The sequence below is a fragment of the Herminiimonas sp. Marseille-P9896 genome, assembly GCF_903993245.1.
Taxonomy (GTDB): Bacteria; Pseudomonadota; Gammaproteobacteria; order Burkholderiales; family Burkholderiaceae_D; genus Oxalicibacterium; species Oxalicibacterium contaminans.
Genome location: NZ_CAJEVT010000003.1, coordinates 532,389 through 546,133 on the forward strand (window position 1 = coordinate 532,389; position 13,745 = coordinate 546,133).

General features: G+C 56.0%; 10 protein-coding genes. 6 read left to right on the forward strand and 4 right to left on the reverse strand.

Annotation, left to right across the window (positions count from 1 at the left end):
- Positions 1 to 101: 101 nt before the first annotated feature.
- Positions 102 to 1,637, reverse strand: a complete 1,536-nt coding sequence (lysS, locus tag H7U06_RS12785) for a lysine--tRNA ligase (protein ID WP_175626520.1) — start codon at positions 1,635 to 1,637, stop codon at positions 102 to 104.
- 56 nt (positions 1,638 to 1,693) lie between these two features.
- Positions 1,694 to 2,798 (reverse strand): peptide chain release factor 2 gene (gene prfB, locus H7U06_RS12790; RefSeq protein WP_175626521.1). Its coding sequence is split into 2 segments (ribosomal slippage): positions 1,694 to 2,716 and positions 2,718 to 2,798, totalling 1,104 coding nucleotides; the frame shifts between segments, so codons are not numbered across the junction.
- A 140-nt stretch (positions 2,799 to 2,938) separates the two neighbouring features.
- On the opposite strand from prfB, the gene H7U06_RS12795 reads away from it, so the two are divergent.
- Positions 2,939 to 3,664 (forward strand): hypothetical protein, encoded by a 726-nt coding sequence (locus tag H7U06_RS12795; protein ID WP_175626522.1) that lies wholly within the window; start codon positions 2,939 to 2,941, stop codon positions 3,662 to 3,664.
- Positions 3,665 to 3,675: 11 nt separating this feature from the next.
- Here the strand turns inward: H7U06_RS12795 and recJ are convergent, their stop codons facing one another.
- A complete protein-coding gene (gene recJ / locus H7U06_RS12800) occupies positions 3,676 to 5,373 on the reverse strand; it encodes a single-stranded-DNA-specific exonuclease RecJ (protein ID WP_175626523.1) in 1,698 nt (565 codons plus the stop codon).
- Entirely contained in the window at positions 5,370 to 6,368 is a 999-nt protein-coding gene (locus H7U06_RS12805; protein ID WP_254873239.1) for a hypothetical protein, read from the reverse strand. The genes recJ and H7U06_RS12805 overlap by 4 nt, the downstream gene beginning before the upstream one ends.
- Positions 6,369 to 6,613: 245 nt before the next feature.
- Here H7U06_RS12805 and H7U06_RS12810 point away from each other — a divergent pair, with 245 nt between their 5' ends.
- The 5 genes from H7U06_RS12810 to H7U06_RS12830 all read left to right on the forward strand — a co-directional run bounded on the left by H7U06_RS12810 (position 6,614) and on the right by H7U06_RS12830 (position 13,700).
- Complete coding sequence (locus H7U06_RS12810) at positions 6,614 to 7,879, forward strand: lipoprotein-releasing ABC transporter permease subunit (protein ID WP_175626525.1); 1,266 nt, start codon at positions 6,614 to 6,616, stop codon at positions 7,877 to 7,879.
- Complete coding sequence (gene lolD / locus H7U06_RS12815; protein WP_175626526.1) at positions 7,872 to 8,558, forward strand: lipoprotein-releasing ABC transporter ATP-binding protein LolD; 687 nt, start codon at positions 7,872 to 7,874, stop codon at positions 8,556 to 8,558. The genes H7U06_RS12810 and lolD overlap by 8 nt, the downstream gene beginning before the upstream one ends.
- A gap of 57 nt (positions 8,559 to 8,615) precedes the next feature.
- Positions 8,616 to 9,413, forward strand: a complete 798-nt coding sequence (locus tag H7U06_RS12820; RefSeq protein WP_175626527.1) for a TatD family hydrolase — start codon at positions 8,616 to 8,618, stop codon at positions 9,411 to 9,413.
- Positions 9,414 to 9,425: 12 nt separating this feature from the next.
- Complete coding sequence (locus tag H7U06_RS12825) at positions 9,426 to 11,840, forward strand: DNA internalization-related competence protein ComEC/Rec2 (RefSeq protein WP_175626528.1); 2,415 nt, start codon at positions 9,426 to 9,428, stop codon at positions 11,838 to 11,840.
- Positions 11,841 to 12,056: 216 nt separating this feature from the next.
- A complete protein-coding gene (locus tag H7U06_RS12830) occupies positions 12,057 to 13,700 on the forward strand; it encodes a CTP synthase (protein WP_175626529.1) in 1,644 nt (547 codons plus the stop codon).
- Positions 13,701 to 13,745: the final 45 nt, after the last annotated feature.

Here is a 13,745-nt window from a genome sequence, read left to right on the forward strand (position 1 = left end):
ATGTAAGCCTATGTAACGATACACACCTGAAAACAACATTTAGTTTCTCACAATAAAAAAAGGACTGCCGAAGCAGTCCTTTTTTGTTTTCATATGGAAACTTAGTCTTCGCGACGCAGGTGCGGGAACAGCAATACGTCACGGATATTCGGCGAGTCGGTGATGATCATCATCAGGCGATCGATACCGATACCGCAGCCACCGGTCGGAGGCATGCCGTATTCCAGTGCACGGATGTAATCAGCGTCGTAGTACATCGCTTCTTCATCGCCTGCGTCCTTGGCGGCTACCTGTGCCTGGAAGCGTGCTGCCTGGTCTTCTGCATCGTTCAGCTCGGAGAAGCCGTTGGCGATTTCACGACCAACCATGAACAATTCAAAGCGCTCGGTGATGCCTTCGACGGTATCCGAAGCACGTGCCAGTGGCGATACTTCAACCGGGTAATCGATGATGTATGTCGGCTCCCACAGTTGCGCTTCCGCAGTTTCTTCAAACAGTGCCAGTTGCAACGCGCCGAGGCCGGAGTGGGCATGTGGCTTGACGCCGAATTTCTTCAGTTCAGCCTTGATGAATTCGGCATCGTGCAATTGTTCGTTGCTGTATTGCGGCGCGTATTTATTGATTGCACCAACGATGGTCAGGCGATGGAAAGGCTTCGCCAGGTCCAGTTCGCGACCGCCGTATGTCAGGGTGGCGGTGCCGTGCGCATCGATCGCTGCCTGACGGATGACGGCTTCGGTGAAGTCCATCAGCCATTTGTAGTCGGTGTAGGCCGCATAGAATTCCATCATCGTGAATTCCGGATTGTGGCGTATCGAGACGCCTTCATTACGGAAGTTACGGTTGATTTCAAATACGCGATCGAAGCCGCCGACGACCAGGCGCTTCAGGTACAGCTCAGGTGCGATACGCAGGAACATTTCCATGTCGAGCGCATTGTGATGCGTCACGAAAGGCTTGGCTGCAGCACCGCCAGGGATCGTGTGCAACATCGGTGTTTCGACTTCCATGAAGTCGTTCTCTGCCATGAAGCGACGTATCGATGCGATCGCAGCAGTACGTGCCTTGAAGGTACGGCGTGTATCTTCATTCATGATCAGGTCAACGTAACGTTGGCGATACTTGGTTTCCTGATCGGCCAGGCCGTGGAATTTATCCGGCAACGGACGCAGCGATTTGGTCAGCAAGCGCAGTTCGGTAACCTTGATGGTCAATTCATCGGTCTTGGTTTTGAACAGGGTACCGACCACGCCCAGGATGTCGCCGAGGTCGTAGTGATGCAGTGCCGCCATCGCCGCTTCACCGGTCAGGTCCAGCGTTGCGTAGATCTGGATACGGCCGTCAGCCTTCGGTCCGGACGCATCCTGCAAGGTGGCAAATGCAGCTTTCTTGCCTGCTTCACGTTTCAACATCATGCGGCCTGCCAGCGTCACGGTGACTGGCTCGGCTTCCAGTTCTTCGCGTGTCTTGCTGTCGTACTGCGCGTGTAGGTCGGCTGCTTTATGTTGTGGACGGAAGTCGTTCGGGAACGCGATACCTTGTTCACGCAAGGTGCTCAGCTTGGCGCGGCGCTCGGCGATGATTTTGTTTTCGTCTTGCGGTAGCGCTGCTGCAGCGTCGTCGTTGTGCGTAGTCATGGGAGGCAACAATCTGTATGTAAATGTATTTTATTGACGGAGGTACTCGGTGCTGCTTATACGCCTTGCTTCAGCGATGCGGCGATGAAGTCGTCGATGTCGCCGTCGAGTACCGCCTTGGTATTGCCGGTTTCAAAGTTGGTACGCAAATCCTTGATGCGGGACTGATCCAGCACGTAGGAACGGATCTGGTGACCCCAGCCGACGTCGGTTTTGGAGTCTTCCAGCTTTTGCTGTTCGCTCATGCGATTGCGCAATTCCAGCTCAAACAGTTTGGCTTTCAGCATGTCCCATGCTTCGGCTTTGTTGCGATGCTGCGAACGGTCGTTCTGGCACTGCACGACGATGCCGGACGGAGCGTGCGTCAGACGCACAGCGGAGTCGGTTTTATTGATGTGCTGACCACCCGCGCCGGACGCACGATAGGTATCGATGCGGACGTCGGCCGGATTGATGTCGATCTCGATCGAGTCGTCGACTTCAGGGTAGACGAACAAGCTGGAGAACGAAGTGTGACGACCGTTGGCCGAATCGAACGGCGATTTGCGCACCAGGCGATGCACGCCGGTTTCAGTACGCAGGAAGCCATAGGCGTAGTCACCTTCAACCTTGAGGGTCGCGGTTTTGATGCCGGCAACCTCGCCGTCGGATTGTTCGAGGATTTCGACCTTGAAGCCTTTGCGTTCGCAATAGCGCAGGTATTGGCGCAACAACATCGATGCCCAGTCCTGCGCCTCGGTACCACCAGCACCAGCCTGGATATCGATAAAGCAGTTGTTGGCATCCATAGGATTGTTGAACATGCGGCGGAATTCCATGCCTTCAACCAGCTTCAGCAATTCCTGAGCATCGTTTTCGATGGCGACGATGGTGTCTTCGTCTTTTTCTTCACGCGCCATTTCAAACAGATCGCGCGCGTCGTTCAGCTCGGAATCAATCTTGATGAGCGTATGGACGATCGCTTCCAGCGATTTCTTTTCTTTGCCCAGGTCCTGGGCGCGTTTCTGGTCATTCCAGACATCCGGGTCTTCGAGTTCACCGTTGACCTGGTCGAGTTTCTCTGACTTCACATCGAAGTCAAAGATACCTCCGGAGTTCGGCCGCGCGAGTCGTGAGATCGGCGAGCAGGGATTCGAGGGAATTTAAGCGTTCAGCTTCCATGATATTTCTTCAGCAATCAAACCGTGAATTATACCTGAGCTAGTGTTTGCTTTTAAGCCAGTTTCTAGGGCAAACTGGCTTGGGATATCGTTTTTTCAATATTAGGACTACTGATAAATATTATTCAGGGAGTAACAAATATGGAGCGGTCGCGACACATTTGCGCGTTTTTTTGCGTATGTGCGGTACTGACAGGCTGTTCCACGACCCCGGCGCCACGCGGGGAAGTCAAGGGGATGTCAGCCAGCGGTAAAGAGATGGCGCAGTCGGATACCAACCGGATTGCCACGATAGCCATGCGTGACAATCTGGAAAGCCTGTATCTGCTGATGGATAAGCTGTACAAGCGCAATCCTGCCGAATGGCGTAAAACCGGCACCAGCCGTGAGGAAAGCATCAAGCGGGTGCGTGCTGCGGTGGAGCAGCGTCAGCCGTGGCCGGGCCTGCAAGGCCAGCGCGACATCAAGGCACTGTCCCTGGCGCTGAGTCCTGAATTCAGTGGTGACCGGGTGGCGGCGCTGATTTATGGCAGTGCCGACATGATAGTCGCCGCGCATGATGGCAAAACCGAATTTTTCCTGATCGACGGGCTGGATGCGCAGCATATCTACAATGCCGCCCGCAATATCGAAATCGCGGTGTGGCTGCTGGGCAGTCGACGCGACAGCAACGGCAAGGTCTTGCTTCTGGCGGACGATATCAGCGAAAACGGACGCAACCTGAGCTTTGAGCGTGAATTCGGCAAGGTGGTTGGTCGGCTCGACCTGATGGCCGAGTTCCTGACTGAGAAGTACCGCCGTGCCGGTATCACTTATGTGCAAAACCTGATCGGCGGTTCCTTCCTGCAATTCCTGCCGGTGCGTTGACGTGTGTTGATTTAGTCCGTAGCCTCAGCATGCTCGACCAGCAACTGGACGCGGGTACGGCCATTGAATTCATTCGCGTCGAGACGGAAAGCGACGCGCGCACGATTCGGTAGCGAGTCTATGTGGCCGAACCAGATAGCGTCATAGCTGGCACCGTCTTTTTCCAATGTCAGCTTGAGGTGACGTTCTTTCAGGATGCGCTGGTTGACGACGCGGAACTCATCGCAAAACACTGGCGGCGCAAAGCCCTGGCCCCATACCTGGGCTTCCATCAATTCGATGAATTGCGTGGTGAAGTAAGCGGTTTCCAGCGGGCCGTCGGTTTCTACCACGCGCTCCAGCTGATTCTGATCCAGCCAGTCCTTGCCGACTGCTTCAAACGCTGCGGTAAACGCGTCCAGCGCATCTGCCCGTATCGTCAAACCAGCCGCCATCGCGTGACCGCCAAATTTATCGATCAGTGTCGGAGCGTGCTTGGATACCAGATCCAGCGCGTCGCGCAAATGGAAGCCTGCAATCGAGCGACCCGAACCCTTGATCCAGCCATCTCCGGCATCGGCAAAGGTAATCGTCGGGCGGTAAAACTTGTCTTTCAGGCGTGAGGCGACGATACCGATCACGCCCTGATGCCAGCTCGGATCAAACACGCTGATGGTAGTCTTGTCTTGCGGATTGAAGTTTTCCAGCAAGAGCAGCGCGGTGTCCTGCATATCCGCTTCTATGCTGCGACGCTCGCGATTGATTTCATCCAGTTGCTGTGCGATAGCCCAGGCACGGCCTTCGTCGTCGGTGGTCAGGCATTCGATGCCGAGCGACATGTCGGACAAGCGACCGGCGGCATTCAGGCGCGGTCCCAGCGCAAAGCCAAGATCGAACGGTGAAGCACGACGTGCTTCGCGTCCTGCTGCGCGGAACAGGGCGGCAACGCCTGCGTGCATGCGTCCGGCGCGCATGCGCTTCAAACCTTGGGCGACCAGGATGCGGTTATTGGCATCGAGTTTGACCACGTCGGCCACAGTGCCGAGTGCGACCAGGTCGAGCAGGCTATCCAGCTTGGGTTGTGTCTGCGCGTCAAAGATGCCGCGTTTGCGCATTTCTGCGCGCAAGGCGAGCAGCACGTAAAACATCACGCCTACACCTGCCAGGTTCTTGCTCGGGAAGCCGCAATCCGGCTGATTCGGATTCACGATGACGCGTGCTGCCGGCAGCGTGTCAGCGGGTAAGTGATGGTCTGTCACGACTACATCGATGCCGCGACGATTGGCTTCGGCCACGCCGTCTATGCTGGCGATGCCGTTGTCGACCGTGACGATGACGTCCGGTGTTTTTTCACGGACGGCGAGGGCGACGATTTCCGGCGTCAGGCCATAACCGTATTCGAAGCGATTCGGCACGATGAAGTCGACGATGGCACCCATTGCGCGCAAACCGCGCAGCGCAACAGCACAGGCGGTCGCGCCATCGCAATCGTAGTCGGCGACGATGACGAGTTTCTTTTTAGCGGCGATCGCGTCGGCCAGGTAGCTGGCGGCCACATCTATTTGCAGCAAGCCGGGCGGCGGAATCAGCGCAGTCAATTCGCTATTCAATTCCTTCAGGTCGAGCAAGCCGCGTGCGGCATACAGGCGTGCCATGACCGGATGCACGCCGCTTTGCGCCATGCGTTCGGCATCGCGGAATGGATAGGGACGGGTGGTAATACGGGTCATGGTGCCAGTCGGGTGAGGGATGCTTTACGCCAGAATTTGCGCAGCGACGATTTGCTGCTGGTGATGGTCGACAAGGCGGTGTTATTGCTGAGGGTGAGGCTGAGCTGGTCTAGTTGGCCGTTTTTCAGTGCTTCCAGCAAAGGCGCGAACCAAATGCCTTCCATCGCCTGCAGGTGCATCAGCCATTCCGACCAGTCGCCAGCCATCGCCGGGGCGATGAGGCTTCCCAGTGTGAGCAGGCCACGTTGCGGATGAGTGGCTAACAGCTCGGCGGCGGAACTCACGGCGCGCTGTCTCAGCTCTGCGCCGATCAGCGGATTGCGCTCGGTTGATAAACTGAATGTTTCTTCAAATTTCTGTGCCGGAGCCGCATTGCCACTGCTTGTGGCACCCCACAGCCAAACCGAATTGACCGGTTTCAAGCCGCGCATTTCGCGTGCTTCATTGGTCGGATGGGCATGCCAATGCATTTGGACTTCGTTTTGCAGGCGACGCCAGTCACGCGCTTTTTCGCCCTTGGGCATCCAGATGTCGATGTTGTGGCCGCAGGCTGCGCCCGGAGTTGACGTCTGCAAAGCGGATAATTCATCGGCGCGCAGGAACCAGGTTTGCGCATCGCCATACAGCAGCGTCTGGCCGGTTTCGGCAAATAAAGGTTGGATGACCTCAAACAGGCTGCGCGCATCTTCTTCCGCCAGCTGCAATTGCTGGGTGTCTGTCAGGACCAGGTGATCGCGGGCGATGTGTAAATGTACAGGCTGCAGAATGAACCAGGTGCCATCTGCGCTTGGCAGGCCGTAGGCGGTCATCGCGTTGTGTGCGGCGGCGGGGCTGGTGTCGCCTGTGCTGCCCAGGCCGAATTGCCGCGCCAGCCATGTTTCATGCGGCAGGCTGCGGGCAAAGCCGTCAAATGCCAGGTGTTCGGTCAAATCGCCGCGTCCGAGCAGGGTGGCGAGTGCGGGCGTTTTCAGCTCACGCATGAGGTCGCGTGCCATTTCTTTCTGTGGCAGGGCGTACGGTAAAAGGAGTGCAAGTTGAGTCATGCCGCGATTGTAGGGCAATTGCGTGATGCACTGCTATCTGGATCGCGATCCGGATAGCTAATCCGGATTTGTATCTGCCGGGAACGTAAGTTGATACGGCATAGTCAATCGCTGGTACGCTTGCCGCTTTTCACCCTCGGGCTGTACTGGCAAAGGGGAATGTATGGCAAACTGCGTGCTGCATTCAGGAGCCCTCTTTGAGCATCATAAAAAACTTATCTTTCGAATGGCTGGTCGGCATACGCTATACGCGTGCCGGGCGACGCAGTGGTCGTAACAGCTTTATCTCATTCATCTCGCTGATTTCGATGGCGGGCATTGCGCTCGGCGTGGCGGCACTGATTATTGTGTTGTCGGTCATGAACGGCTTCCAGAAGGAGGTGCGTGACCGCATGCTGTCGGTGCTCTCGCATATAGAGATCTTCGAGCCGCAAGGTGCGCTGCCGGACTGGCAGGCGACTGCGCGTGAAGCCTTCACAAATAAGGAAGTGCTGGGCGCTGCACCTTATGTGGATGCCCAAGCCATGATGACGCGTGATGACACTTTGCGTGGCGTCGCGGTGCGTGGTGTGTTGCCAGCGGAAGAGCCCAAGGTTTCGGATGTTGCGTCGCAAGTGCGCCAGGGTAGCCTGAATAATTTGCGCGCGGGTGAGTTCAATATCGTGCTGGGCAATGAGCTGGCCCGTAGCATGGGCGCGCAGCTGGGCGACAAGGTAACGATGATTGCGCCGCAAGGGCAGGTTACGCCGGCAGGTGTGATTCCGCGTCTCAAGCAATTTACCGTGGCTGGCATTTTCGATTCCGGTCACTTTGAATACGATTCGACGCTGGCTTTCATCCATATTAATGATGCGATGACTATGTTTAAACTGCCAGCGCCATCCGGTTTGCGCCTGAAAATCGCCGACATGCAGCGTGCGCCACAAGTCGCGATGGATTTGACGCAAGTCATCAGCGGCAATGTGCTGATACGTGACTGGTCGCGCCAGAACCGTAACTGGTTCGCTGCGGTACAAACAGAAAAACGCATGATGTTCATCATCCTGACCCTGATCATTGCGGTTGCCGCGTTTAACCTGGTGTCGACGCTGGTGATGACAGTGACCGACAAGCAGGCTGATATTGCGATCCTGCGTACGCTCGGTGCATCGCCACGCTCCATCATGAAGATCTTCATGATCCAGGGCGCTTTGGTCGGCCTGATAGGTACGGCACTGGGCGTCGGTGGTGGTGTGTTGATTGCGTCGAATATCGATGTGATCGTGCCGTTTATTGAACGCTTGCTGCACGTGCAATTCCTGCCCAAGGATATTTACCTGATTAGCGAACTGCCATCCGATTTGCGCTGGAATGATGTCTGGACCATCGGCAGTGTGGCAGTAGTACTTTCTTTTGTTGCGACGCTGTACCCAAGCTGGTGGGCTGCCCGCGTAAAACCTGCGGAGGCATTGCGTTATGAGTGATCAAGTATTGGCGTGCCGTGATCTGGCTAAGACTTTCACGCAAGGGAAGTATTCGGTCAATGTACTGAAAGGCATCAACCTGGATATCGTCAAAGGTGAGCGTGTGGCCATCGTCGGCGCTTCCGGTTCCGGCAAATCGACCTTGCTGCATTTGCTGGGTGGCCTAGATACGCCTAGCGCGGGTTCAGTAACCTTGCTGGGACAGGACTTCGCGACGCTGGATGAAAAGAAACGTGGTGACTTGCGTAACCAGTCGCTGGGCTTTGTGTATCAGTTCCATCATCTCTTACCAGAGTTTTCTGCGTTGGATAATGTTGCGATGCCCCTGATGATACGGCGTGTACCGCGCGCGGAAGCGCATGAAACAGCGCGCAAGATACTGGCACGGGTAGGACTCGAGCATCGCGTTACACACGTACCAGGTGAGTTGTCCGGTGGTGAACGACAACGCGTGGCTTTGGCGCGTGCGCTGGTGACACAACCGGCGTGCGTACTGGCAGATGAACCTACCGGTAACCTGGACCGTGCAACTGCGCAGAAGACATTCGATCTGATGCTCGAGTTGTCGCGTACCTTGGGTACGGCGTTTATCATCGTGACGCATGATGTTGAGTTGGCGACGCACTGCGACCGGATTCTGCGTTTGTCGGATGAAGGGCTGCAGCCTTATACGGATTGATTTTCGGGATAGCTATGGATGATTTGCATTGCCATCATCTGATTGCGCATAGTTGATATGTGGGTAGATACACACTGTCATCTGGATGCGGCCGAGTTTGCAGGTGTTGAAGACGCCATTGCAGTCGAAGCGGCGCAAAGCGAGGTCGGCATGATCGTGATCCCGGCGGTTGCGCGCGATAACTTCGTGACGGTGGCCGAGCTGGCACGCAAGCATGCCAATTGCAGTTACGCCCTCGGCATCCATCCCATCTATGTGCCGCAGGCCGAGGAAAGTGATCTCGCTCTCTTGCGCGAGACAGTGGCTGCGGCCATGAACGATCCCCGTTTTGTTGCTTTGGGCGAGATAGGCCTGGATTTCTTTGTGCCTATGCTGACCACGCCGGAGATGCGTGAGAAGCAGGAATTCTTTTATGCAGAGCAACTCAAGATTGCGCGCGACTTTGACTTGCCAGTACTGCTGCATGTGCGGCGTTCGCAAGACAGCATCCTGAAATACTTGCGTCGCATCAAAGTGGTCGGCGGCATTGCCCATGCATTCAATGGTAGCTTCCAGCAAGCTGAAACCTTCATCTCACTGAATTTCAAACTCGGCTTTGGCGGCGCGATGACATTTACCCGTGCGCTGCAAATCCGACGCATGGCGGCTACCTTGCCGATCGAAGCCATCGTGCTGGAAACCGATGCACCCGATATTTCACCGGCCTGGCTGCACCCTGAACGCAATAGTCCTGGGCAATTGCCGCGTATAGGCCAGGTATTGGCTGAATTGCGTGAACTTCCACTGGATGAGGTCGCACACCAGACGACCGCCAATGCGCTTGCCGTGATGCCGCGGCTGGGCAGCTTTATCTAATTCCTGGTCGGCATGCGTAGTGCAATCCTTGGCTTTGTCTTGGGTGCGGCCTGGCTGCAAACGTGCGCTACGCTGCCACAATACTTCACCATCCTGCTGCTCCTGATTGCAGCCTGTGCATTGATTGCGCTGGCGCGGTACTCCATCCTGAAGAAATTCAGAACGCCCTTGTTCGTGTTATTCGGCACGGCGCTGGGTTTCGTCTGGGCGGCCTTGTTCGCGCAATTTTATTTATCGCATGAATTGCCGAAGGAGCTGGAAGGCCGGGACATTACCGTGATAGGTACTGTTGCCAGCCTGCCGAATTATTTTGAGCGTGGCGTGCGCTTTAATTTTGCGGTGGAAGACGTGTTGCCAGTAGATGGTGTGGTGCCGACTATACCCGGCAAGCTGGCTTTGTCCTGGTACACCTCCTTCAATCCGGCCGATGCGACGCCGGTCAGCGAGATACATGCCGGTGAGCGCTGGCAACTGACGCTGCGACTGAAGCGTCCGCATGGCAATGCGAATCCATATGGCTTTGATTACGAGCGTTGGTTGCTGGAGCAAAATATCCGTGCCACCGGCTATGTGCGTCCGGATCAAAAAGCCGAGCTCAAGAATCAGCGACTCTCTCCATTTGTGTTTAGCTTCAACAATGTGGTTGAACGCGGTCGCGGCTGGTTGCGCTCGCGTATAGAACGAACGCTGGAGGGCAAGCCTTACGCGGGTGTGATTGTGGCGTTGGTGGTGGGGGATCAGCGTGCGATCAGTCAATCGGATTGGGCCGTATTTAACCGAACCGGTGTTTCGCACCTGATTTCCATTTCTGGTTTGCACATCACCATGATCGCGGCCATGTTTGCCGGTCTGGTCTTTGCATTGTGGCGGCGTTCTTTTTTCACCTCGGCACGACTGCCTTTGTTTTTACCTGCGCAAAAAGCCGCGGCATTGGCAGGTGGCCTGGCGGCGCTGGTGTATGTCTTGCTGGCCGGTGCTGGTGTACCTGCACAGCGTACGCTGTATATGCTGACGGTGGTGGCACTGGCCTTGTGGCACGGTCGGATTACCAACGTCTCTTATGTATTGTGTGTGGCGCTGGGCGTGGTGGTCTTGCTTGATCCGTGGGCGGTGCTGGGGCCAGGCTTCTGGTTATCGTTTGGTGCTGTCGCGGTGATCCTCTACGTCAGCGTAGGACGCGCGCGGCCACCGAGTCAGTCCGCTGGCGCACGCTGGCGTGTCGGTTTGAAGAATGCCGGCTTGACGCAATACGCAGTGACGCTAGGGCTGGTTCCATTCACCGTCCTCTTGTTTGGCCAAGCTTCGCTGGTCAGCCCGATTGCGAATGCAGTGGCGATACCACTGGTTAGTTTCTTTGTGACGCCGCTGGCACTTGCAGGCAGTGTATTGCCCGCGCCTTTGTCTGCCTGGTGTTTAGTGTCAGCGCATTTCCTGGTTGAGATGCTGGCGCAATTGCTGGGCTGGATGAGTAGCTGGCAACTGGCGGTCTGGACGGTACCGATTCCAGGCTGGTGGATGTTTGGGCTGGCCTTGTTCGGCACTCTGTGGATGCTGGCGCCACGCGGCTGGCCGGTGCGTTATCTGGGCGCGTTCGCCTGGCTGCCTTTGCTGCTCAATACTGCCACTCATCCGCGTGCTGGTGAAATGTGGGTGACGGCCTTTGATGTGGGGCAGGGTATGGCCTTACTGGTGGAAACGGAAAAACATCGCCTGCTCTACGATACCGGCCCCGTTTACTCGCCGGAATCGGATGGCGGTAATCGCGTGATCCTGCCTTATCTGCACGCGCGCGGGATTAATCGGCTCGACGCTGTGATGATTTCGCATAGCGATAATGATCATTCAGGCGGCGCTTTATCCATCCTGAAGGAAATAGAAGTTGCGCAGCTGTCGAGTTCCTTGCCGCTCGACCATCCGATAGTCAGTGCCGCGCCATCGCACCAGCGTTGTACGGCCGGGCAGGCCTGGGAGTGGGATGGGGCGCGCTTTGAAGTTTTACACCCGTCACCAGAGAGCTATGACAGCAGCAAGTGGAAGCCGAATGCGCGCAGTTGTACGTTGAAGATCAGCGTGGGTGAGTATGCAGTCCTGTTGCCGGGTGATATAGAGGCGCGGCAGGAAGCTGAGCTGGTCGCAAACCAGGGCGATAATTTGCGTGCCCATATATTGCTGGCACCGCACCATGGCAGTGGTACTTCTTCGACTGAGCCATTTTTGCGTGCCGTTGATCCGCAATACGCGGTATTCCAGGTTGGCTATCGCAACCGTTACCGCCATCCGAAGCAGGAAGTCTACGATCGCTACGGAGCGCTGGGGATCTCGCGTTTGCGCAGCGATGATACCGGCGCGATCAGCCTGCGCTTTGCCCAGCAGATGCAGGTAAGTGACTATCGCAGCGAACATGCGCGCTACTGGTACGGGCGTTGACAGGGCGTTCCGGCGGCGTTGTGATTTTTGTACTTTTGGCGGTTTTGACGGAAAGCCTTATGCCACAAGGTTTTGCCGATGCGAGCTTGCATGCGGCCGGATGGAAACCGGGGAATTTGTTTCACCGGCTTTAAATTCATCTGAAAACCTCGAAGAACCAGGTGGGTTTGCGGTATAATTTGAATTTCCCGCATGTGCCGTTCGGCACCTTCTGTAATGACCAAGTTTGTATTCGTCACTGGCGGCGTTGTGTCTTCCCTGGGTAAAGGGATAGCCGCCGCCTCTCTCGCTGCGATCCTCGAATCGCGCGGCCTCAAAGTCACTCTTCTCAAGCTCGATCCGTATATCAACGTTGATCCAGGCACGATGAGTCCGTTCCAGCACGGTGAAGTCTTCGTTACTGAAGACGGCGCTGAGACCGATCTTGATCTCGGTCACTATGAACGCTTCATCACTGCCAAGATGCGCAAGGTGAATAACTTTACGACTGGCCAGATTTATGAATCCGTAATCCGCAAGGAACGTCGCGGTGAGTATCTGGGCAAGACAGTACAGGTTATTCCGCACATCACCAACGAGATCCAGGATTACATCTATCGTGGCGCTGAAGGTTTTGATGTTGCTCTGGTGGAAATCGGTGGTACGGTCGGCGATATCGAATCGCTGCCTTTCCTTGAAGCTGCCCGTCAGTTGAGCTTGCGTGCTGGCCGTAATGCCGCTGCATTCGTACACCTGACCCTGGTTCCTTACCTGGCGTCTGCCGGTGAACTGAAAACCAAACCGACCCAGCACAGCGTGCAAAAACTGCGTGAAATCGGTATTTCGCCAGACGCCTTGCTGTGCCGCGCGGATCGCCAGATTCCGGACGACGAGCGTGCAAAGATTTCGCTGTTCTCTAACGTGCAGGAAGACGCGGTTATCTCGGTTTGGGATGCCGATACGATTTACAAGATTCCACAAATGCTGCACGACCAGGGCCTGGATCGCATCGTTTGCGAAAAACTCGCCTTGTCGCCGAAACCAGCTGATCTGTCGATCTGGACCAAGCTGGTGCACGCACTGGAAAATCCAAAGGACAGCGTCACCATCGGTATGGTCGGCAAATACGTCGACCTGACCGAGTCGTACAAATCGCTGACCGAAGCGCTGCGTCACGCCGGTATCCATACCGAAAGCCGCGTCAATATCGAATACCTGGATTCGGAAGAAATCGAAGCGACCGGCCCGCAATGCCTGGCCAAGTACGATGCGATCCTGGTACCTGGCGGCTTCGGCAAACGCGGTGTGGAAGGCAAGATTGCGTCCGCTCGTTTTGCCCGCGAAAGCAAAATCCCTTACCTCGGCATCTGCCTCGGCATGCAAGTCGCGCTGATTGAATATGCACGCGATGTAGCAGGCCTGACCAAGGCGAACTCGACCGAGTTTGATCCGGATACCGAACAGCCAGTGGTCGCACTGATCAATGAATGGCAAAACCATGACGGCAAAGTAGAGCGTCGTGATGCCAATTCTGATCTCGGCGGCACCATGCGCCTCGGCGCGCAAACCTGTGCAGTCAAGCCGGGTACGCTGGCAGCAGAAATCTATGGCAATGAAGTGACCGAGCGTCACCGTCATCGCTATGAAGCAAATAACCATTATCTTGGTCGTGTTGAAGATGCGGGCCTGATTGTTTCGGCGCGTACCCCAACCGAGTCCCTGTGTGAAATCATGGAATTGCCACGTACCGCGCATCCTTGGTATGTCGGCGTGCAGTACCACCCTGAGTTCAAGTCAACCCCGCGTGACGGACATCCGTTGTTCATCTCGTTCATCAAGGCGGCGCTGGCACACAAACATGCAGGGCAGGCCAAGAAGTAAAGGGGATTAAACCCTGCAGAGTATCGAAGCAGCTTCCATATTCAT